Annotated in this window: 16 protein-coding genes; 7 read left to right on the forward strand and 9 right to left on the reverse strand. The window is 71.1% G+C overall.

The features are described from left to right. Positions 1-25: 25 nt before the first annotated feature. On the forward strand, positions 26-385 hold the full coding sequence (locus tag A6035_RS14605; protein WP_108848520.1) for an ArsR/SmtB family transcription factor: 360 nt from the start codon (positions 26-28) through the stop codon (positions 383-385). A 38-nt stretch (positions 386-423) separates the two neighbouring features. Then, on the forward strand, positions 424-1,407 hold the full coding sequence (locus A6035_RS14610) for an SRPBCC family protein (protein WP_108848521.1): 984 nt from the start codon (positions 424-426) through the stop codon (positions 1,405-1,407). Here the strand turns inward: A6035_RS14610 and A6035_RS14615 are convergent. Next, positions 1,368-2,453: a DUF368 domain-containing protein gene (locus tag A6035_RS14615; RefSeq protein WP_108848522.1), complete on the reverse strand. Its 1,086-nt coding sequence runs from the start codon at positions 2,451-2,453 to the stop codon at positions 1,368-1,370. The two genes, A6035_RS14610 and A6035_RS14615, sit on opposite strands and share 40 nt — an antisense overlap. Positions 2,454-2,583: 130 nt before the next feature. Here A6035_RS14615 and A6035_RS14620 point away from each other — a divergent pair, with 130 nt between their 5' ends. After that, positions 2,584-3,285 carry a hypothetical protein gene (locus A6035_RS14620; protein WP_108848523.1) on the forward strand — a complete coding sequence of 234 codons (702 nt, stop codon included), beginning with the start codon at positions 2,584-2,586 and terminating at the stop codon, positions 3,283-3,285. Between the two features lie 106 nt (positions 3,286-3,391). Further along, entirely contained in the window at positions 3,392-4,696 is a 1,305-nt protein-coding gene (locus tag A6035_RS14625) for an FAD-binding oxidoreductase (RefSeq protein WP_108848524.1), read from the forward strand. A 143-nt stretch (positions 4,697-4,839) separates the two neighbouring features. Here A6035_RS14625 and A6035_RS14630 read toward each other — a convergent pair whose 3' ends face one another. The 7 genes from A6035_RS14630 to gdhA form a co-directional block, all read right to left on the reverse strand. Continuing rightward, complete coding sequence (locus A6035_RS14630; protein ID WP_208635547.1) at positions 4,840-5,979, reverse strand: hypothetical protein; 1,140 nt, start codon at positions 5,977-5,979, stop codon at positions 4,840-4,842. Continuing rightward, positions 5,976-6,815, reverse strand: a complete 840-nt coding sequence (locus A6035_RS14635) for a carbon-nitrogen hydrolase family protein (protein ID WP_108848525.1) — start codon at positions 6,813-6,815, stop codon at positions 5,976-5,978. The genes A6035_RS14630 and A6035_RS14635 overlap by 4 nt, the downstream gene beginning before the upstream one ends. A gap of 117 nt (positions 6,816-6,932) precedes the next feature. Continuing rightward, positions 6,933-7,364: a heat shock protein transcriptional repressor HspR gene (locus A6035_RS14640; RefSeq protein WP_108848526.1), complete on the reverse strand. Its 432-nt coding sequence runs from the start codon at positions 7,362-7,364 to the stop codon at positions 6,933-6,935. Further along, on the reverse strand, positions 7,361-8,533 hold the full coding sequence (gene dnaJ / locus A6035_RS14645) for a molecular chaperone DnaJ (RefSeq protein WP_108848527.1): 1,173 nt from the start codon (positions 8,531-8,533) through the stop codon (positions 7,361-7,363). The genes A6035_RS14640 and dnaJ overlap by 4 nt, the downstream gene beginning before the upstream one ends. Before the next feature lie 132 nt (positions 8,534-8,665). Beyond that, the gene (gene grpE, locus A6035_RS14650) at positions 8,666-9,313 is read right to left on the reverse strand and encodes a nucleotide exchange factor GrpE (RefSeq protein WP_108848528.1); all 648 of its coding nucleotides are present in this window, start codon (positions 9,311-9,313) and stop codon (positions 8,666-8,668) included. After that, positions 9,310-11,163, reverse strand: a complete 1,854-nt coding sequence (dnaK, locus tag A6035_RS14655) for a molecular chaperone DnaK (RefSeq protein ID WP_108848529.1) — start codon at positions 11,161-11,163, stop codon at positions 9,310-9,312. Before dnaK ends, grpE begins: the two co-directional genes overlap by 4 nt. A gap of 374 nt (positions 11,164-11,537) precedes the next feature. Beyond that, positions 11,538-12,884 carry an NADP-specific glutamate dehydrogenase gene (gene gdhA, locus A6035_RS14660; RefSeq protein WP_108848530.1) on the reverse strand — a complete coding sequence of 449 codons (1,347 nt, stop codon included), beginning with the start codon at positions 12,882-12,884 and terminating at the stop codon, positions 11,538-11,540. 239 nt (positions 12,885-13,123) lie between these two features. On the opposite strand from gdhA, the gene A6035_RS14665 reads away from it, so the two are divergent. Then, on the forward strand, positions 13,124-14,764 hold the full coding sequence (locus A6035_RS14665; RefSeq protein WP_108848531.1) for a S1 family peptidase: 1,641 nt from the start codon (positions 13,124-13,126) through the stop codon (positions 14,762-14,764). A 174-nt stretch (positions 14,765-14,938) separates the two neighbouring features. Beyond that, entirely contained in the window at positions 14,939-18,217 is a 3,279-nt protein-coding gene (locus A6035_RS14670) for a (Fe-S)-binding protein (RefSeq protein WP_108848532.1), read from the forward strand. 80 nt (positions 18,218-18,297) lie between these two features. Here the strand turns inward: A6035_RS14670 and A6035_RS14675 are convergent, their stop codons facing one another. Further along, positions 18,298-20,121 (reverse strand): NAD(P)/FAD-dependent oxidoreductase, encoded by a 1,824-nt coding sequence (locus A6035_RS14675; protein WP_200836455.1) that lies wholly within the window; start codon positions 20,119-20,121, stop codon positions 18,298-18,300. 69 nt (positions 20,122-20,190) lie between these two features. Between A6035_RS14675 and A6035_RS14680 the strand changes: the two genes are divergently transcribed. Next, positions 20,191-21,282 carry a helix-turn-helix domain-containing protein gene (locus tag A6035_RS14680; protein WP_108848534.1) on the forward strand — a complete coding sequence of 364 codons (1,092 nt, stop codon included), beginning with the start codon at positions 20,191-20,193 and terminating at the stop codon, positions 21,280-21,282. Positions 21,283-21,363 lie beyond the last annotated feature (81 nt).

The following is a 21,363-nucleotide window of genomic DNA, read 5'->3' on the forward strand; positions in this document are numbered from 1 at the left end:
CCCCACAGACCTAACGTGATACCACATGGTTTCATGTCGAACGGATGAGGTGGCCCTCGATGACGACGAGGTGGACCGACTGTTCCGCGCGCTGGCCGACGTCACGCGGCGGGACATCCTCCGGCGGACGCTCGCCGGCGAGTCCACCGTCTCCTCACTGGCGGACCACTACGACATGTCGTTCGCGGCCGTCCGCAAGCACGTCAACGTCCTGGAGGAGGCGGGACTGATCAGTGACCACCGGATCGGCCGAGAGCGCCGGGTCCGGGGCGATGTCGACGCGATCCGACGAGCACAGAGCCTGCTCGACGGGTTCGAGGACATCTGGCGGGGACGCATCGACCGACTCGACGCCCTCCTCGCCGAGGAGCAGCACCACGAGTGACCCCACACCAGCACCCTCCGCGAGAAAGAAGGCCCGTCATGCCGGTGACATCGGTGGACAAAGATCTCGACCAACTGACCCTGACCATCGTCGCCGAATTCCCGGTGTCGGTGCGTCGCCTGTGGGACGCCTACGTCGACCCGCGGCAGATCGAACGCTTCTGGGGCCCGCCGACGTGGCCCGCCACCTTCACCCGGCACGACGTGTTCCCCGGCGGCCGGACGGACTACTACATGACCGGGCCCGACGGTAGCCGCGCCCGCGGCTACTGGGAGTTCCTCGCGGTCGACGAGGGCCGCTCGTTCGAGGTGCTCGACGGTTTCACCCGCGACGACGGCGCGCCCGACACGGACCTGCCCACCACGCGCATGGTGTTCACCTTCGAGGCGACGGACGCCGGCTCCCGCCTGACCACCACCTCCCACTTCGGCAGCCTCTCCGAGCTCGAGCAGCTGGTCGCGATGGGCATGGAGGAAGGCACCCGCGAGGCGATGTCGCAGATCGACGCCGTCGTCGGCGACGACGCCACCTTCGCGGCCGACACCGGCACGCGGACCCAGCACCTCGACGACCGGACGGTTCGGTTCACCCGCGTCCTGCGCGGGACCCCGCAGCAGATCTGGGACGCCCACCACGACCCCGCGGTCCTGGACCGGTGGTTCCACGGGCCGGACGGCTGGGCGCTCGTCGGGTGCCGGGTCGCGTCGGAGCCCGGGCAGACCACGCGCTTCGAGTGGGCACCCGAGGAGGGCGTCGAGGGCGAGCCGTTCGCGCTGACGGGTGAGCTGCTGGAGACCGACCCGCCGCACCGCGAGGTGTTCACCGAGGCGATGGAGGGCGCCGACGCGCCGCCCACCCGCAACGAGCAGACCCTCACCGCCGTGGAGGGCGGGACGCTGCTCACGCTCGTCATCACCTACGCGAGCGCCGAGTTGCGCGAGATGATCCTCGACACCGGGATGGTCGACGGGATGGAGGTCGGCTACCGGCGGTTGGAGTCGGAGGTGCTGTCGGCGGCCTGATCGGTGGTGGCCTGATCGATTGTGACGGCCGGGCCGGTGGTGGCGGTCTTCCCCGCGAAGGCCCTCTCCGCGGCCAGCACGATCAGCACCACCGCCACGCCGGCCGCCACCGCTGCCAGCACGGCGGGCCAGTCCGACCCGGGCGCGAGCACGTCGGCCTCCTCCGTCTGCCACGGCCACAGCGCACGCAGCGAGCCCAGCATGAGCCCGGCCATGGCGACGAGGGTGGGCTTGCGGAAGTCCTCGAGGAGCCGGTCGAGGACCTTGACGAAGAGCGAGATGCCGACCAGCGCGCCGAGCGCGAAGACGCCCAGGTAGGCGAAGTTCCGCTCGTCGACCGCGCCGAGCGTGGGGGCGTACAGGCCCATCGCCAACAGTAGGTACGACCCGGAGACCCCGGGCAGGACCAGGGCGCAGATCGCCACGGCCGCCGCGACGAACACCAGCAGATAGGAGGGGTCGCTGATCGACCCGCTCGGCAGCCCCGAGAGCACGAACGCGAACACCGCGCCCAGGACGAACACCAGACCCAGCACCCAGTTCCGTCCGCCCGGGGTCGCGCCCGCCATCCCCAGCGGGACCGCGATGCTCGCGGCCACCATGCCCAGGAACAGGCCGCGGGCGATCTCCGGGCTGCCTTCGACGAACCCCTTGAGCACCCCGGCCAGCGTGAAGACCATTGCCAGCATGCCCACCGCGAGCGGCAGCAGCAGCCACCAGTCGACGTGGCGGAACGCCGCGCGGGTGCGGGCCCGCCGCTCCGGACCGAGGGCGGCCGAGCGCAGTCCGTCCACCACGTGCGCGCCGGAATCCAGCAACCGCGGGTAGACACCGGTCACCAGGGCCACCGTGCCGCCCGAGACGCCGGGAACGAGCTCGGCCATCCCGATGAGCGCGCCGCGGACGGCGTTGCCGACCATCCCCAGCGGACCCGGCCGGGTCGGCAACGGCGAGCGCGGATCGAGATCGGCGTCGTCGACCGGGTCGTGCCCGGGTCCGACCGGGTCGCGGCGGGCGTGAGCGGGAGTCGACGGATCGGCAGCCATCCTCCCAGCATCCCCGACCGAGGCGCCCGGGACCAAGCCACACGCCCGGCCGCGTCCCCACTGTGACCGACCCGGCACCCGCGCGACCACTAGAATCGCCCTGGATGCCGGACGGGAAGGAGCACCGCACATGCCGATGCACTACCCGCCGCTCGCCGACGGCACCTACCGCTACGGCGACCCGCCCCGGCCCCTGCCCTCATCCGTGCCCGGCCCGGACGCCGACTCCCCGCCACCGCAGCGCCCGTTCCCGGCCCCCGATGGCGGTCCCGGCGCCGGCCCACCGCCCGACGCGACCCCGCCGAAGTCCCGCCCTCGCGGCGGCCTCGCGATCGCGGCGGTGTTCGGGGCGGCGGCGCTCGTCGTCGTCGCCCTGGGTGTCGTCCTGTCCGGCGTGCTCCCCGGCCCGTGGTCGGACACCGGCTCCGACGCCGGCCGCGGCACCGAGGCCGCGCGGGGGCCGATACCCCAGCTCCTCCCACCCGCCGAACGGGCGCCGGGCTCGGCGTTCGCCGTCGAGGGCACCTTCACCGTGGTCTCCACGCCCGCCGATCCGGTCTCCGGCGACGACACCGGCTGCGACCTGCCCGTCGCCCTGTCCGACATCGGCGAGGGCACCACCATCACCCTCCTCGAGGGCGCGACATCGGTCATCGACACCGCCCGGCTCGCCTACTCCGGCGGCGACCTGGCCTCGTGCACGTTCACGTTCGGGTTCCCCGACGTCCCCGCAGGCAGCTCGTTCTACGTGGTGGAACTGCCCGGCCGCGGCCAGTTGACCTACACCGAGGACGAACTGCGCGCGGGCGTCGACATCACCCTGGGCAGGTGAGCGGCGCCGTGCGGCGCGCGGGCATCGCGTCGGTCGCGGCGGGTGTGTCGGTGCGCGCGGATAGGGTGGGGGCGGTGACGACGACGAGACGGGAGGTGCCCGGAACGTGAGCGACGACCCCGGACCCGAGCCTGCCGACGAGCCGTTCCACGATCACGACGTGGAGCGCCTCGTCGCGGACATCGACCTCGACCCGTTCCTCGGTCGGCGACACGATCCGTTGGCCGAGCCGCTCGACGAGCCCGCCGAGGTGGGCGCGCAGGCGCCGCCGCTGCTCGCGCTGCGTGACCTGATCGCCGACGACCGCTTCCCCGAGCTGTTCGCCCGCGCGCTCCGCGCCGCCGACCCCGACTTCCGCGAACTGTTCCCCCGCGACGCCACGCCCGTGCTCCGCGAGTTCGTCCGCGCGATGACCTGGGCGTTCGAGACCACCGAGTATGCCGACGGTGACCGGTCGAAGGTCGAGGAGGTCGTCGAGTTCGCCCGGCACCTCGGCGCCGACCACCGCAAACTCGACCTCGCGCCCCGCCACCACCAGCGCTTCGGCGAGGCGCTGACCCACACACTGCGGCACCTGGCCGGACGCGGCTGGGACGACCGGCTCGAGACCACGCTCGCCACCGCGTACCGGGTGCTGTCGACCGCCCTCCAGCAGGGTGCGGCCGCCGGCGAGGGACCCGCGCGCGTCGGCGCCACCGTCGTGGAGGTGCTGCGGCCCACCCGCGACGTCGTGGTGGTGCGGCTCATCAGCGACGTGATGGTCGACTACCACCCGGGCCAGTACCTCAGCGTGCTCACGCCCTACTCCCCCGGCGTGTGGCGGCGGCTCAGCCCGTCGATCCCCGCGAACCCGGCCGGGCAGATCGAGTTCCACATCCGCGACGTCCCCGGCGGCGCCCTCAGCGGCTCGCTCGTCCGCGGCGTCGGTGTGGGCGACCGCTGGGTGCTCGCCCGGCCGCTCGGCCTGCTCGAGGTGGACCGGTCCGAGCCGTTCCGGGACGTGCTCATGATCGGCGGCGGCACCGGCATCGCCCCGCTGCGCTGCCTGCTGCTGGACATGATGCGCCACGGCCAGAACCCGCGCGTGCACCTGTTCTACGGGGCCCGCTTCCCCGGCGACCTCTATGACCTGCCCACGCTCGTCGACCTCGCCGCGACCGCCCCGTGGCTTACCATTCAGCCCGTCGCCGAGGAGGACGAGGACCCCTGGTGGGCCGGGCCGCGCCAGGAGCTGCCCCGCACGCTGCACCGTCGGCAGACCGGGACGCTGGTCGAGGCGGTCACGCAGTGGGGGTCGTGGGCCGACCGGCAGGTGATCGTGTCGGGGTCGCCGGAGATGCTGCGGGCGACCGTCCGCGGCCTGGTCGCGGCGGGCACCCCACGGGAGAACATCAGCTTCGACCGGCCCTGAGCGGCGCGCGGGCCCGCCGGCCGCGCCCACACGCCCCGGCGCCACCCGCCCCGGCGCCATCGAGAAGACAGTTCGGCACACATCGGCCGAGAGCGGGCGTGCGGAAGTGTCTTCTCGATGAAGAAAGGGGCCCGTTGCCCGGGTCAGCCGGCCGCCGTGCGTGCGTCGGTCGTCTCGTCGCCGGACGTGTCGTCGCCCGACGCGTCTCCCCCGTCGGTCTCGTCGGTGGTCGTAACCGACGTCGCGGTGCCCGGCGTGGTGACGGTGGTCGTGGCGCCGGTGGTGGTGGTCTGGCTCGTCCTGCTCGTGCTCGTGGGGCTCGTCGACGACGTGGTGGAACTCGTCGCGACGTCGCACGGCTGGAACACGCGGCGGAACCGGTCCGGGACGCCGAGCTGATGCAGCTGCTCGCGGCACACGTCGGACGTCGGCTCGGCGAGGAACTGCCACGAGTCGTCTCGCCACGAGAACAACTCCAGCTCACCGCTCTCCCGGGTGACCAGCAGGAAGCGCCCGTCGCACTCGCGGACGGTCGTCCCGCGGCCGAGCTCTCCGGCGATGAACTCCGGCGTACAGCGCTCGGTGGCGCTGGGCGGGCCCGTGGTGGTGGGCGTGGTCGACGTCGTCGTCCGCGACGTCGTCGGGGTGGTGGTCTGCGTCGATGTGGTGGGCACCGCGACCGGCTCCTCGTCCCCGCCGGTCGCGGTGAGCAGCCAGATCACCAGCGCCGCCACCAGGGCGACCGCCAACAGGACGGCGGCGATCATCCAGGGCGTCGACCCGCCGCCTCCGCCGCCGTCGCCGTCGTCCCAGGGATCGCCGTCGTCGGGCGGGACATCGCCGGGCGGGGGCACATCCCCGGTCGGGTAGGCGGGAGGCGTCGGGGAGCCCGCGGCGTTGGCGGCACCCGCGGCACCGGCCGCCCCCACTACACCGGCCGCGCCGGCTGCCCCCGCGGCGGGGCCTGCGGAGTACTGCGACCACGCCGCGCTCGACGTGCCGCCGCCGACGGGCGGGAGGTGTTCGGTGGCCGGGTCCGCGGGCGGGAACTGCTCCGTCGGCGGGTCGACCGGCGACAACCGCTCGGTGGGCGGGTCGGCGGCACCCGACCCGCCGGGCGACAGTCGCTCCGTCGGTGGGTCCGCAGGATCGGCCGGCCCCGCGTCGGCCGCCCCCGCGTCAGCAGGCTCGGCCGCCGGGGTCGGCTCGGTGGGCGCGTCGCGGTCGTCCGGGTCCGGGTTCGCGGGATCGTCGCCCCGGCGTGGGCCGCCCGGTCCGCTCACCGCGGGACCTCCCCGCGCGACTCCTCCGTGACACGCCCGTTCGCGAGCACGGGAATGGTCTTCCGGATGTCGGTGACCTCGTCGTCGTCGACCTCGACGACCATCAGCCCCGCGCCGGGGCCGGCCTCGGAGCGCACGGTCCCGTCCGGCCCGACGAGCAGCGAATGGCCGACGCCGGTGGGTGCGCCGCGCTTGACCTCGACCCCCTCGACGGCCGGGTCGGCCTGGCCCACGGCGAGCAGGAAGGTCGTCGAGTCGAGCGCGCGCGCCTGGGCGAGCAGCCGCCACTGGTCGATCTTGCCCGGCCCGGCGCCCCACGACGCGCTGCACAGGGTGACGCGCGCGCCCGCGGACGCGAGCGCGGTGTACTGGCCGGGGAACCGGATGTCGTAGCAGACGCTCAGGCCGACCCCCACGCCGTCGACCGTCACCACGCGCGTCTCGTCGCCGGGCTCGACGGTGTCCGACTCGGCGAATCCGAACGCGTCGAACAGGTGGATCTTGTCGTAGCCCGTGTGGATCTCGTCGCCGCCGCCGGTGGGGCCCGTGACCAGGAGGGTGTTGCGGACGCGGCCGCCCTGTCCGGGCGTGAACATGCCGACGACGACGAGGACCTCGTGCTCGCGCGCGGCGTCGGCCACCGCGGTCGCCCACGGGCCGTCGAGGGGTTCGGCGATCTCGTCGAGTCGACCGGCCCCGAACGCGCGCATGGTGGCCTCGGGGAACACCACGATGCGGGCCGACTGCGCGGCGGCCTCGACCACCGACTCGCGGACCAGTCGGAGGTTGTCCTGCGGGTCGCGTCCGGTCAGGATCTGGGCGGCGGCGATACGCACGGCGGTCCTCCTCGTGGGCTTTCGGGTGGGTTGTCGCCGCCGAGGTTACCCGCCCGCGCGGGTCCGCCCGGGTGGCCGCCGCGCGGCGCCGGCGCCGCTGCAGCGCCCGGCGGCGGGTCAGTCCTCGCGGTCCCCGCGCTGGTGGCGCGGGCGCCACACGACGACCGAGGTCGAGCGCGGCACGTGAACCAGCTCGCCGCCGGCCCGGCCGCCGCTGCCGGCGCGGCGGCGCAGTTCGGCGACCTCCTCGACCAGCTCGGACACGCGGCTGCGCAGGGCGTCGACCTGATTGGTCAGTTCCATGATGCGTTTGATGCCGGCGAGGTTGACGCCCTCCTCCTGGCTGAGGCGCTGCACCTCGCGGAGCATGGCCACGTCTCGCAGGGAGTAGCGTCGCCCGCCGCCGCTGGTGCGTTCGGGCGTGACGATGCCCAGGCGGTCGTACGTGCGCAGGGTCTGGGCGTGCAGGCCGGACAGTTCGGCGGCCACCGAGATCACCAGGACGCTGTCGTCGGGCCCCAGCTCCCCGACGTCCCGCCGGGGGCTCATGTCGCCCCGGCCCAGCCCGACCGGGGATCGAAGCCCGCCGCACGCAATGCGTCGTCGTAGGCGGCCAGTTCGGCTTCGGCCATCCCGGCGGGGGGCGTGGCCACCCGGAGGGTGACCTTGAGGTCACCCGTTCCGGTCTTGCTCGCGATGCCCCGGCCGCGTACGCGCAGGATCTGTCCGTCGCGCGAGCCGGCGGGGATCTTCACGGTCACCCGCCCGGTGAGCGTCGGCACCGACACCTGCGCGCCGCGGACCAGCTCCGGGTACGACACGGGCAGGTCCACGAGCAGGTCGGAGCCGTCGCGGTCGAACACCGCGTCCTTCTGGACGGTGACGGTGACGTAGAGGTCGCCGGACGGGGCGCCGCGGAAGCCGGCCTCGCCCTGGCCGGAGAGCCGGATGCGTTGACCGTCCTGGACGCCGGCCGGGACCTTGACGTTGATGGTGCGGGTGCGGTTGGTGACGCCGCTGCCCGCGCACTCCGGGCACGGGTCGTCGATCTTTGAGCCGGTGCCGCCGCAGTCGGTGCAGGGCTCGGCGAACCCGAACGCCCCCTGGTTGCGCTGCGTGACGCCCGCGCCGTGACAGGTACCGCACACCTTGGGGCTGGTACCGGGCCGCGCGCCGCTGCCGTGGCAGGTCAGGCACGGCGACGGCGAGGACAGCTTGATCTGGACCGTCTCGCCGAGAGCGGCCTCGCGGAACGACAGGGTCAGGGCGGTCTCGACGTCCTGGCCGCCGCGCGGGCGCTGCGCTCGGCTCCGACCGCCGGCCCCGCCGCCCCCGCGGGCCTGGTTGAACAGGCCGCCGAAGAGGTCGGAGAATCCGCCGGCGCCGCCGGGCCCGCCCCCACCGAACAGGTCACCGAGGTCGAAGTCGCTCGTGGTGGTGTAGCTGCCGCCGCCGGGGGCGAATCCACTGAACCCGCCGGAGGAGACCTGCGCACGGAACGCGTCGTACTCCTTGCGCTTCGCGGGGTCCCCGATGACGTCGTTGGCCTCACTGATCCGCTTGAACTTGTCCTCCGCGGCCGCGTTGCCGGGGTTGGAGTCCGGGTGATTCTCGCGGGCGAGCTTGCGGTAGGCCCTGCGGATCTCGTCCTGGCTCGCGGTCTTGGAGACGCCCAGTTCGGCGTAGTAGTCCTTCTCGACCCATTCGCGCTGACTCACCAGACGCCTCCTTTCCTCAGCTCTCGTATTCTCTCAGGTTCCCCGGCACGGCCGGGGCCGGGTCGGCGTGCGGGCACGGCCTCCGATCTGTGGTCGGTCCGCGCCCGCACGCCGGGGTGTGAGCCGGGTGGCTCAGCGGACGATCACCATCGCCGTCCGCAGGGTCCGCTCTCCGTGGCGGTAGCCCTTGCGCAGGACCGTCCCGAGGACGGGCTCGGAGCCGTCGGACTCGTCCTGCACTGCCTCGTGGACGGCCGGGTCGAACGCGTCGCCCTCCTCACCGAAGGCCTCGACCCCCTGGGAGGCCAGCAGCGCGTGGACCTTGTCGGCGAAGACCTTGAGCGGCCCCTCCTCCAGGTCACCGTGCGCGCGGGCGCGGTCGAGGTCGTCGACGATCCCCAGCAGTTCGGTGAGCACCGAACCCTTGGCGGTGTCGATGATCGACTGGCGGTCCCGCTCGACGCGGCGGCGGTAGTTGGCGAACTCCGCCGACACGCGCTGCAGGTCCGCGGTCCGCTCGTCGAGTTGCGCCTGCAGCGCCGACGTCGGATCGTCGTCCCCGCCGTCACCGGCCGGGGCGCCGTCCGCCTCGGTGGCGGTGCCGTCGGCGGTGGCGCTGTCCGCGGTGGCGGCCCCGTCGGCGTCGGCCGGGCCGTCGGCGGAAGCGGTGCCCTCGTCGACGACCTCGGCCTCCACGGTCTCCGCGGCGCGCTGCGCCTCGTCGTCAGCGCCGGCCCAGGCGGCGGTCTCGGCGGCGTCGTTCTCCTCGGGGCGGGTCACTTGGACTCACCCTTGGTGTCGTCCTCGTCCACCACCTCGGCGTCGACGACGTCGTCGTCGGCCGCCTCACCGGTCGTCGCGTCGCCGGCCTCGGCGCCCTCGGCCGCGGAGGCCTCGTAGATCGCCTGGCCGACGGCCTGGGCCTCGGTGTTGACCTTCTCCACGGCGGCCTTGATGGCGTCGACGTCCGAGCCCTCGAGGGCGGTCTTGGCGTCGGCGATCGCGGCCTGGAGGGACTCCTTCTTGTCGGCCGGGATCTTGTCCTCGTTCTCCGAGACGAACTTCTCCGTCTGGTAGATCGTGGACTCGGCCTGGTTGCGGGCGTCCGCCTCCTCGCGACGCTTGGCGTCCTCGGCGGCGTGCTCCTCGGCGTCCTTGATCATCTGGTCGATCTCCTCCTTGGAGAGGCCGGAGCCCTCCTGGATGATGATCGTGTTCTCCTTGCCGGTGCCCTTGTCCTTGGCGGTGACGTGGACGATGCCGTTGGCGTCGATGTCGAAGGTGACCTCGATCTGCGGCACGCCACGCGGCGCCGGGGCGATGCCCGCGAGTTCGAACGAGCCGAGCAGCTTGTTCTGCGCGGCCATCTCGCGCTCGCCCTGGAAGACCTGGATCTGCACGGACGGCTGGTTGTCGTCGGCCGTGGTGAAGGTCTCGGAGCGCTTCGTGGGAATGGTGGTGTTGCGCTCGATGAGCTTGGTCATGACGCCGCCCTTGGTCTCGATGCCCAGCGACAGCGGGGTCACGTCGAGCAGGAGGACGTCCTTGACCTCACCGCGGAGCACGCCGGCCTGCAGCGCGGCGCCCACGGCGACGACCTCGTCCGGGTTGACGCCCTTGTTGGGCTCCTTGCCGCCGGTGAGCTCCTTGACCAGGTCGGACACGGCCGGCATACGGGTCGAGCCACCGACCAGCACGACGTGGTCGATCTGCGAGACCGAGATGCCGGCATCCTTGATGACGGCCTGGAACGGCTGGCGGCAGCGGTCGAGCAGGTCCTGCGTGATCCGCTGGAACTCGGCGCGCGAGAGGGTCTCGTCGAGGAACAGCGGGTTCTTGTCCGCGTCCACGGTGATGTACGGCAGGTTGATCGAGGTGGACTGGCCCGAGGACAACTCGATCTTGGCCTTCTCGGCGGCCTCGCGCAGGCGCTGCAGGGCCATCTTGTCCTTGGTCAGGTCGATGCCGTTCTGCGACTTGAACTTGTCGACCAGCCAGTCGACGATCCGCTGGTCCCAGTCGTCGCCACCGAGGTGGTTGTCGCCGGAGGTCGCGCGGACCTCGACGACGCCGTCGCCGATGTCGAGCAGGGAGACGTCGAAAGTGCCGCCACCGAGGTCGAAGACCAGGATGGTCTGCTCCTTGTCGCCCTTGTCGAGACCGTAGGCCAGGGCGGCCGCGGTGGGCTCGTTGACGATGCGCAGGACGTTGAGGCCGGCGATCTGGCCGGCGTCCTTGGTGGCCTGACGCTGGGCGTCGTTGAAGTAGGCCGGCACGGTGATGACAGCGTCGGTGACGTCCTCACCGAGGTAGGCCTCGGCGTCCCGCTTGATCTTCTGCAGGGTGCGGGCGCTGATCTCCTGCGGGGTGTAGTTCTTGCCGTCGATCTCGCTGGACTTCCACTCGGTGCCGATGTGGCGCTTGACCGAGCGGACGGTGCGGTCGACGTTGGTGACGGCCTGGTTCTTCGCGGGCTGGCCCACGAGCACCTCGCCGTTCTTGGCGAACGCGACCACCGAGGGGGTCGTGCGCGACCCCTCGGCGTTGGCGATGACGTTGGCCTCGCCGCCCTCGAGGACGGCGACGCACGAGTTGGTGGTGCCGAGGTCGATACCGACTGCACGTCCCATGGTGATCTCCTTTTCTGCTTCCGCGAGTGAAGACTCGTCTTTAGTGGACCCGGCTCAAGGAGCGGGCCGTTGACTCCACCCTGCCTTCTGGGCGTTCGGTGAGTCAACCCGACTTGAGTCTGGTTCGCTGAGGTTTCTCGCCCCGTACAACGGGCGCTCTGCGGGTTCCATTCCCGGAGTGAGTCAACTCACAGCAGAAGATGAGTCTGACAGACTCAACGACGAGAGCGTCCCGGCGCTCCGCGGTGCGCGGAGGCGTCCGGAACGCTCGTGGGAGAGAAGAAAGAAAAGAGAAAAGAAGGGGCGACGACGACGAGGTGCGCCGTCCGCCGACACCGTGGGCGATCACCCCCGGCGCCGGCGCACTCCCCGGCCTAGATCACGCCCTGGGCGAGCATCGCGTCGGCTACCTTGCGGAACGCGGCGATATTGGCGCCGGCGACGAGGTCGCCCGGGACGCCGTACTCCTCGGCGGTCGCGGCCGCGGTGGCGTGGATGGTGGTCATGATCCGGTCGAGCTCGGAGTCCACGCGCTCGAAGTCCCACTGCAGACGCCCGGCGTTCTGCCGCATCTCGAGACCGCTGGTGGCCACACCGCCCGCGTTGGCGGCCTTGGCCGGCCCGAACATGATGCCCCGCTCGTGGATGACCTCCACGGCCTCCTCGCTGCAGGGCATGTTCGCGCCCTCCGCGATCACCCGGCACCCGTTGTCCGCCAGCATCCGGGCCGCGTCGCCGTCGAGCTCGTTCTGGGTGGCGCAGGGCAGCGCGATGTCGCACTCGACCTCCCACACCGGCCGCCCCTCGACGTACGTGCAGTTGCCGCGCTCCTCGGCGTACGCCGTGAGGCGTGCGCGACGCACGTCCTTGATGTCGGAGAGCAGGTCCAGGTCCAGTCCGTCCTCGTCGAGGATGTAGCCTTGGCTGTCCGAGCAGGCCACGACGGTCGCGCCGAGCTGGGCGGCCTTCTTGGCGGCGTAGATCGCGACGTTGCCGGAGCCGGAGACCACGACGCGCGAGCCCTCGAGGCTGTACTCGGAGTCGCGGAGCATCTCGCGCACGAAGTAGACGAGCCCGTAGCCCGTGGCCTCCGTGCGGGCCCAGGACCCGCCGTACCCGACACCCTTGCCGGTGAGGACGCCCGCCTCGTTGCGGCCGGTGATCCTTCGGTACTGCCCGTACAGGTAGCCGATCTCGCGGCCGCCCACGCCGATGTCGCCCGCCGGCACGTCGAGGTCTGCGCCGATGTGGTGCGCGAGCTCGGCCATGAACGACTGACAGAAGCGCATGACCTCGGCGTCGCTCCTGTCGTGGGGGTCGAAGTCCGACCCGCCCTTGCCGCCGCCCAGGCCGAGGCCGGTGAGGGCGTTCTTGAAGACCTGCTCGAAGCCGAGGAACTTCAGGGTGTCCTCGTCCACGGACCTGTGGAAGCGCAGGCCGCCCTTGTACGGGCCGAGGTCGGAGCTGAACTGCACGCGGAAGCCGCGGTTGACCTGGACGACCCCGTTGTCGTCGACCCACGGGACGCGGAAGGAGATCACGCGCTCGGGCTCGATGATCCGCTTGAGGATCCCGCCCTCGACGTACTCGGGGTGCTGCTTGACCACGGGCGCGAGCGACTCCAGCACCTCGTGGACCGCCTGCCGGAAGAGGCGCTGTCCGGGATTGCGTCGCACCACGGTCTCCAGCGCGTCGTGTAGTGCGGCGTCAGCGTCGGACATGGGACCTCCGGTCGATAAGTCTTCGGTGATGACGCATGCGTCGTTGCCGAAGAGGCAGCCTAGCGGCAGGGGCGGCGATTCTCCGACTCCCCTCCCTTCCGAAAACCACCAGGCGATTCTCACTAATCACACGTGTCACACTGGACTCACTAATCACAGATCCGTAATCTCACCGGCATCATCCCGAGCCGCGATCGGTCGACCAGCGGTCGTCCATCTGTGCATCACGGAAGGCCATCATGCGCATCACCTCGAAAATCGCCGCCGTCGCCGCCGCAGCGGCGCTGGTGGTCACCGCGTCGCCCGCCGGCGCGGACCCCTCCGCCACACCCGCCGCACCCGCTCCCCCCGCCGCGCAGCCCGCTGCGGCGCAGGCACTCCCCGCCCTGGCCGACGCCCTCGCACCGCAGCTGACCTCGCTCGTCGAGGCCCTGCGCCGCGATCTCGGCCTCACCCCCGAGCAGTTCCTGGCCCAGGCCGGTATCGGCGAACGCCTCGCCGAGGCGCGGCCTCACTGGGAGCAGCGGTTCCGCGACGCGTTCGGCGGCGTGTGGCTGGATGACGAGGGCACCGGCCTGGTCGGCGTCGTCGCCGGTCCGGCCGGTGACCGCCTCCGGTCGGAGGCCACCGAGGCCGGTTTCACCGTGCAGGACGTGGCGCTCACCACAGCCGAGCTCGGCGCCCGCGAACGGCAGGTGCGCACGGTCGTCGAGGGCATGCCCGAGGACCTGCAGGAGCTCGTCACCGCCGTGCGCGTCGACCCCACCCGCAACGCCGTGGTCGTCACCACCCGCGGCGGCGAGGCGGCCCAGCTGGGCAACCTCGACGCCCGACTCCGCGACCTCGCCGAGATCGACATGATCGAGGCGCCCGACCCCCGGTGGGATACCGCCCCGTTCGGGAGCGAGGGCGGCGGGCAGTCCGAGGGGACGCCCACCGTCGACGGCCTCGAGCCCTCCACCACCCGCACCGGCGCCGCCACCGGCGAGCGGCTCGACGCCCAGTCGGCACCGGGTAGCGGGACCGGAGGCCCGGGATCGCTCGGCAGCCTCGGCCTCCTCAACGACGCCGGCCTCATCCCCGAGGGGCCGCTGCGCACGGTCGTCGACCTCCTCGCCGGACTCACGCCCGGCACCGGCTCGATCATCGACGGCATGAACGAGACCGTGCCCGCACAGGCCACCCCGGTGCCGGAGGACCGACGCCGCGCCATCCAGTCCGTGCCCGCCCCCGCGGGTCCGGTCGTGGGCGGTACCGCCTACCAGGTGCGCGTCCCGGACGGCGTCCTCGAGTGCTCCACCGGGTTCAACGGGGAGCTCGACGGCAAGCCCGTCGTCGTCACCGCCGCCCACTGCGCCGGCGCCGACGGCACCCGCGCGGCCCTGGCCGACGGCGAGGAGTTCGGCACGATGACGGGTACGCAGCGCGAGGGCATCGACACCGCCCTGATCGCGGTCGACGAGGATGCCGCGGACCGGTTCCGCACCAACCTCGTCGGCGCCGGCGACGGCAGCACCCAGGCGATCGTCGGCACCGCGGCGCCGGTCGTGGGCCAGAAGGCCTGCAAGACCGGGTTCCGCACCGGCTTCTCCTGCGGCACCATCTCCCAGGTCGGAGCCCAGATCGACGTCGCCGGCACCCGCACGATCGAGGGGGCCTTCACCGTCGACCTGTGCGCCCTGCCCGGGGACAGCGGCGGAGTCGTCTTCTCCGGCGACCGCGCCCTGGGCATCTCGAGCGCGTCCAACGTCGCCGACACCGGCACGTGCGCCAACGCGGACACCGTCTCCCGCGCCGCCGGGTTCACCCCGCGGCTCTCGGCGGTCCCGATCGCGGACGTACTGGCCGCACATCCCGGGCTGACGTTGCGCACCAACTGACCATCTATACGACACGCGGGCCCCGTCCCGAGTGGAGCCTGCTCCGGTTAGGGCAGCCTCAACTCGGCGTACGGGGCCCGCGTGGCTTACCTTTGACCTCGACACAGTCGACGGGCGCCCACAGGGGTCTATGAGTGCTCGTGCGTCGAGAAGTGCGACGAAAGGCCGCGAACCATGTCAGGCGTGACCATCACTCTCGGGACGATCGGCGTCCTGCTCAGTCTGTTCTGCTGGGCCTCGTTCATCGGCGGCGTCACCCGCATGGTGCGCGGCCTCTTCCTGGGACAGAAGGACGGATTCGACCGCTTCCGGCCGATCCTGCCCCGGCTCAAGAATGTCATCATCGAGGTGGGCGCCCACACCCGGATGGCCCGCAAGCGCTCCGTGGGCTTTTTCCACTGGTTCGTCATGGTGGGCTTCATGCTCGGATCGATCGTCTGGTTCGAGGCCTACATCCAGACGTTCAACCCGCGCGGAGGCTGGCCGTGGCTGTCGGAGCAGTCCTGGTACCACGTCATCGACGAGTTCCTGGGCCTCGGCACCGTCATCGGCATCACCGTTCTGATCATCATCCGCCAGGTCAACCAGCGCCGCGGCCTCAACCGCTTCGTCGGCTCCGACCGCAAGGCCGCCTACTTCGTCGAGACCGTCGTGCTCCTCGAGGGCCTCGGCATGCTCTTCGTCAAGGCCGGCAAGCTCGCGCTGTACCGCGCCGACGGCCAGGACTTCCACTGGGCCACCGACTGGGTCACCGGCCCGCTCTCGACGATCCTGCCCGCCAACGAGCTCATGGTCTCGATCTTCGCGCTGATCAAGCTGCTCACCGGCATGATCTGGCTGTACGTCGTGGGCCGGAACATCACCTGGGGCGTCGCCTGGCACCGCTTCTCCGCCTTCTTCAACATCTACTTCAAGCGCGAGGCCGACGGCCGCACCGCGCTGGGCGCCCTCAAGCCCATGACCATGGACGGCGTCCCGCTGACCATGGAGAAGGTCGAGGAGCTCACCGAGGAGGACGAGGACTTCGAGCCGAAGCTCGGCGCGGGCGCCATCGAGGACTTCTCGTGGAAGGGCTGGTTGGACTTCACCACCTGCACCGAGTGTGGCCGCTGCCAGGAGCAGTGCCCCGCCTGGAACACCGGTAAGCCCCTGAGCCCGAAGCTCATGATCATGTCGCTGCGTGACCACGCGACGGCGAAGGCCCCCTACCTGCTCGCCGGTGGTCAGACCACCATGGGCGAGGAGACCGGCCTGGTCGACGCCGACGGCAACCCGGACGAGGCCAAGCTGGCCAAGATCCCCGAGGCCGCCCGCCTCGAGGCCCAGCGGCCCCTGGTCGGCCACACCACCGCCGACGTCTCCGAGGACCCGACGGCCGCGGGCATCATCGACCCCGAGGCCCTGTGGTCCTGCACCACCTGTGGCGCCTGTGTCGAGCAGTGCCCGGTGGACATCGAGCACGTCGACCACTTCATCGACATGCGCCGCTACCAGGTGCTCATCGAGTCGGAGTTCCCGACCGAGCTCGCCGGCCTGTTCAAGAACCTCGAGAACAAGGGCAACCCCTGGGGCCAGAACAACTCCGGTCGTGACGAGTGGATGAACGCCCTCGACTTCGACATCCCGGTGATCGGCAAGGACGTCGAGGACTTCGGCGACACCGAGTACCTGTTCTGGGTCGGCTGCGCCGGTGCATTCGAGGACCGCGCCAAGAAGACCACCCAGGCCGTCGCCACCCTGCTGCACACCGCCGGTGTGAAGTTCGCGGTGCTCGGACAGGGCGAGACCTGTAACGGTGATTCGGCCCGCCGTGCGGGCAACGAGTTCCTGTTCCAGATGCTCGCCGAGCAGAACATCGAGACGCTGAACAACGCGTTCGACGGCGTGCCGACGTCGCACCGCAAGGTCGTCGTGACCTGTGCGCACTGCCTCAACACGCTGAAGAACGAATACGGACCGCTCGGCGGCGAGTACCAGGTGGTCCACCACACGCAGCTGCTCAACCGCCTCGTGCGGGAGAAGCGCCTCATCCCGGTCGCGCCGATCGACGGCAACGTGACCTACCACGACCCGTGCTACCTCGGCCGCCACAACAAGGTGTACGAGGCCCCGCGTGAGCTCATGGACGGCTCGGGCGTCACGCTCAAGGAGATGCCGCGACACGGCCAGCGGTCCATGTGCTGTGGCGCCGGTGGCGCGCGCATGTGGATGGAGGAGACGGTCGGCAAGCGCATCAACATCGACCGCGTCGACGAGGCGCTGTCGACCTCGCCCTCCAAGATCGCCACGGGCTGCCCGTTCTGCCGCGTGATGCTCTCCGACGGCGCCACCGCCCAGACCGACGGCACCGAGCAGGAGGGCCAGGTCGAGGTCGTGGACGTCTCCCAGCTGCTGCTGGAGTCCATCTCCCGTGACGGCGGGTTGCCCGATCCCCGCGAGCCCCAGTGGCTCGAGCAGCCCGAGCGGGAGAAGACGACCGCGGAGAAGGAGGCCGAGCGTGACGCGGCGGACGCCGAGCGGGCGTCGGCTGCTGCTCCTGCCGAGGCGAAGACCTCCGAGGCCACCCCCGACAACCCCGTCATCGACGAGGGCGAGGGCGCGGAGGTCGCGGCCGCCGGTTCCGGTGGCACGGTCAGCGCCGCGGAGGCCGGGCCGTCGGCCGCGGACTCGAAGGGCGCGCCCAAGTCGGGCGGCCTCAAGCTCGGCGGTGGCAAGGCCCCGGGCGGCGCGAAGGCCCCCGGTGGGGCCAAGGCGCCGGGCGGAGCCAAGGCACCCGGTACCGCGACGGCCGGCGCCGCCGCGGTCGAGGAGCAGTCCGCGGTGAAGGACGCCGAGCGCACCGAGGAGACGCGCGAGGCGGCCCAGGGTTCGGCCCCGGCCACCTCGGGTGCGCCCAAGGCGAGCGCTGGCGCTCCCAAGTCGGGCGGGCTCACGCTCGGCGGAGGCAAGGCGAAGGCCCCCGGTGGCGCCAAGGCTCCGGGCGGGGCGAAGGCCCCCGGTGGCGCCAAGGCCGCGGCCGCTGAGCCGTCCGCGGGCGAGTCGGCGGCGGCGCAGACTGCTCCGGCCGAGTCCGCCCCCGCCGAATCCGCGACGGGCGACGCCGCGTCCACCGCCGAGGCCGAGACGACCGCTCCCGCCAAGCCGACGGTCGGCCTCGGGCTCAAGGGCGGCGCGAAGGCCCCGGGTGCGCCCAAGGCGCCAGGCGCGCCGAAGGCCGCCGCGAAGGCCCCGGCTGACGCGCAGGCCCCGGCTGACGCGGAGCCCGCTGCCGAGAAGCCGGCCACCGAGGAGACGGCTGCCGAGGACGCCCCCGCCGAGGCGACCGAGGCGTCGGCGACCGACAAGGTCGAGGGCAAGAGCACCGACTCCGGTGCCGAGGCGTCGGCGCCCACCAAGGGCGGTGCCATCCCCAAGGCGAAGAAGTCCGGCGGCTACGGCCTGTCCCTGGGCTGAAGCCGTCGCGGCCCGTGATCAGAAGTTCTGATCACGGGCCGCGGTCTATTTCGCCTCGCGCGGAAGAGACCAACTGCCGGTCAGCATGTGTGGTACGTCTCCTGGACCCGGTACACCGGAGTTTCGAGGCCTTCCATCCGAGCCTTGAGTTGCAGCGCGAGGTACTTGGAGTAGTGCCGCGACTGGTGCAGGTTGCCACCGTGGATCCACAGTTGGTCGACGTTGGTCGGCTTCCACATGTTGCGGAGCTCGCCCTCCCACGGCCCTGGATCACGGGTGGTGTCAGAGCCGTAGCCCCACACCTTGCCCACCCGATCCGCGACTTCCTGGGACACGAGGTCCACAAGCCACTGGTTCATCGAGCCATACCCGGTGGCGTAGACGATGAGGTCTGCGGGCAGCACGCGCTCGCCGTCGAGTTCGACCCCGTCGGGCAGGATTCGTGACACCTGCCCTCGCTCCAGGGCCACCTCGCCGTCGATCAGCAACTGGCTGGCGCCGACGTCGATGTAGTATCCCGACCCGCGTCGCAGGTACTTCAGGAAAAGCCCTGACCCGTCCTCGCCGAAGTCCAAGTCGAACCCGACAGCGCGAAGCTTGTCGTAGAACTCGGAATCCTGCTCGGCCATCTGGTCGTAGACGGGGATCTGTGCGCCCGGGAGCAGCCGGTATGGCCAGGAGGCAAACAACATGTCCGCCTTTTCAGTGGTCACCCCGGCCTCGAGCGCCTCCTCAGAGTAGAGCGGGCCAAGAGCCAACGACATCAGCGATTCACTCCGGGAAATATGAGTGGACGAGCGCTGCACCATCGTCACCTCGGCGCCGTGATCCCACAGCGCGGCACAGATATCATGGGCGGAGTTGTTAGAGCCGATCACCACGGCTCGCTTGCCCGCGACATCACCTTCGCCAGTGAACTCCGACGAGTGCCACTGCTCTCCTGTGAAGTCCTCCGCGCCCTCGAAGCGCGGGATGTTGGGGTAGCCGGACACCCCGAGCGCGAAGATGAGCTGGGTTGGCCTGAGCTCGACTTTCTCGCCATTCCGATCGACCCGAACTCGCCAGGTCGACGTCGCCTCATCGAACTCGGCCCCCAGGCACTCCGTGCCCGACCAGTAGTCGAGGTCCATGATCGCGGTGTAGTGCTCGAGCCAGTCCCCGACCTTGTCCTTAGCGGGGAAGACCGGCCAGTCGTCCGGGAACGGGATGTAGGGCAGATGGTCGTACCAGACCGGATCGTGCAGGTGCAGCGACTTGTAGCGCTTGCGCCACGAATCCCCGGCGCGTTCGTTTTTCTCGATGACGATCGTGGGTACGCCCAGCCGCTTGAGTCGGGCCGCGAGCCCGATCCCGCCCTGGCCGCCCCCGATGATCACCGCGTAGGGCTGCTCGGTGTAGCCGAGATTCTCCTGCCGATCGGTCTTCTGCTCGAGCCATGTCCGGCGGCCGCGCGTGATGACGTGCTCGACACCCTTATCGCGGTCGCGGCCCTTCTTCTCCTCGTGCCCTTTGAGTTCTTGCAGCGTGGTGAGCAGAGTCCAGGCACGGCCGTCGCGCAACCTGAGGTGGCCCCAGCCGCGACCCGACGCGGTCTCGAAACGGATCCACGCCTCGGCCACATGGTCGGCTGTGGTCGCGGGCTCGTCGAGAGTCCAACTCGAGGGCGAGACTGCGGTGAGCTGGGCATCAAGCATCTCGCGGATCTCGTCCCGGCCTTCGAGCGTGCGGATGTTCCAGGTGAAGGACACGAAGTCCCGCCAGCATCCGTCGGCCTCGAACAGCTCGGCCGCTCGCTCCGTGTCACCCGCGCTCAGCGCCGCACCGAACTCGTTCAGCCACGTCTCCACCATCTGGTCTGCGTTCGCATCGCCAGCCTGCGTAGGCGTTTCCGCCGTATGGGTCATGTCCACTCCTTCGCTCTGCTGTAGCGTTTTTCATGACGCAGATCACACTTTCTTCCCAAGGGGGTGGCAATGTCGTTGCACTCGACGTTGCGGTTCTCTGACCCAGGGACCTTTGCGGCCCGTTCGATCGAGGCTCATGAGATAGCGCTGTCCGGCGGCACGACCAGCACGCTGGACTCGCGGATCCTGCGCGCATGGCGTCGTAGTGGGGCCGCGGGAATCTCCCCGGACCAGCAGGCGCCCTCCAGCGTTCTGTCCCGCGAGGAGATCGCGGACGCACGAGGTCAGACGCCGCTGCACCGGGTCGCGGGAGATGTCGTGGCGTCGGTAGCGGACACCTCGGCCGCCGGGCGACACCTCGTCGTCGTCTCCGATACGCGAGGCCGTGTGCTGTGGCGCGCGGGCAGCGCACAGGTGTTACGCCGGGCGGACTCGATCGCCTTCGTGGAGGGCGCGGACTGGTCCGAGAAGAGCATCGGCACCAACGGCATCTCGCTGGCACTGGAAGCCGGCACTCTCGCCCATGCCACGGCCGGTGAGCACTTCGTCCGCGCCCACCATGGATGGACCTGCACGGCAAGCCCCATCCGGAATTCTCGGGGCCGCATCGTCGGAGTCCTCGACGTGTCCCACCCCTTGCGCTACTCGTCCGCTGAGACCGCCGCGCTGGTGCGCTGCGGAACGCGGTTGGCCGAGTCCCTCCTCGCCGCGCTGCCTTCGCCATTCGACTCCGACAGTCGTACCGAGGCGAGCTACGCCGGCACCCCCGGCCGAGACGCGGGCCATAATCGGGCCGCTCACGCCAGCGCCGTCACCTCGATCCGGCTTCTGGGGTGGAAACCGGCTGTGATCCGGGCGGACGGAACCTCGATCCCGCTCACGCCGCGCCGGGCGGAACTGCTCGCCCTGTTGGCCTCCCGCGAGGCGTGGTCTGCGCGGTCGCTGTCTGAAGCCCTCTACGAGGACCCGTCCGCCACCACCACGGTGCGAGGCGAGGTCCGTCGGTTACGTCAACTCACCGGGCTGTCGATCGACTCGCAGCCTTACTCACTGTGTCCGCGCGAGCGCGAGTGCGTTGACTTCCTCTCTGTGGAACATCCCGATGACCTTCTTCCGGACTCCGAGATCCCGGCGATCATCGACCTCCGGTACGGGATCTGACCGCAGCGATCCGCCTACGATCGACGACTCCTCCTCCGACAGGGCATGTGGCGCCGGGCACGAGGAGGCGGGTGGCACAAT

The sequence above is a fragment of the Dietzia lutea genome, assembly GCF_003096075.1.
In the GTDB taxonomy this organism is placed as follows: Bacteria; Actinomycetota; Actinomycetes; order Mycobacteriales; family Mycobacteriaceae; genus Dietzia; species Dietzia lutea.

Excerpts from the sequence above, each read along its gene's own strand:
- A6035_RS14605 (WP_108848520.1), top strand. The coding sequence starts at position 26 with ATGGTTTCATGTCGAACGGATGAGGTGGCCCTCGATGACGACGAGGTG.
- A6035_RS14610 (WP_108848521.1), top strand. The coding sequence starts at position 424 with ATGCCGGTGACATCGGTGGACAAAGATCTCGACCAACTGACCCTGACC.
- A6035_RS14615 (WP_108848522.1), bottom strand. The coding sequence starts at position 2,453 with ATGGCTGCCGATCCGTCGACTCCCGCTCACGCCCGCCGCGACCCGGTC.
- A6035_RS14620 (WP_108848523.1), top strand. The coding sequence starts at position 2,584 with ATGCCGATGCACTACCCGCCGCTCGCCGACGGCACCTACCGCTACGGC.
- A6035_RS14640 (WP_108848526.1), bottom strand. The coding sequence starts at position 7,364 with ATGAGCCCCCGGCGGGACGTCGGGGAGCTGGGGCCCGACGACAGCGTC.
- dnaK (WP_108848529.1), bottom strand. The coding sequence starts at position 11,163 with ATGGGACGTGCAGTCGGTATCGACCTCGGCACCACCAACTCGTGCGTC.
- gdhA (WP_108848530.1), bottom strand. The coding sequence starts at position 12,884 with ATGTCCGACGCTGACGCCGCACTACACGACGCGCTGGAGACCGTGGTG.
- A6035_RS14665 (WP_108848531.1), top strand. The coding sequence starts at position 13,124 with ATGCGCATCACCTCGAAAATCGCCGCCGTCGCCGCCGCAGCGGCGCTG.
- A6035_RS14670 (WP_108848532.1), top strand. The coding sequence starts at position 14,939 with ATGTCAGGCGTGACCATCACTCTCGGGACGATCGGCGTCCTGCTCAGT.
- A6035_RS14675 (WP_200836455.1), bottom strand. The coding sequence starts at position 20,121 with ATGACCCATACGGCGGAAACGCCTACGCAGGCTGGCGATGCGAACGCA.
- A6035_RS14680 (WP_108848534.1), top strand. The coding sequence starts at position 20,191 with ATGTCGTTGCACTCGACGTTGCGGTTCTCTGACCCAGGGACCTTTGCG.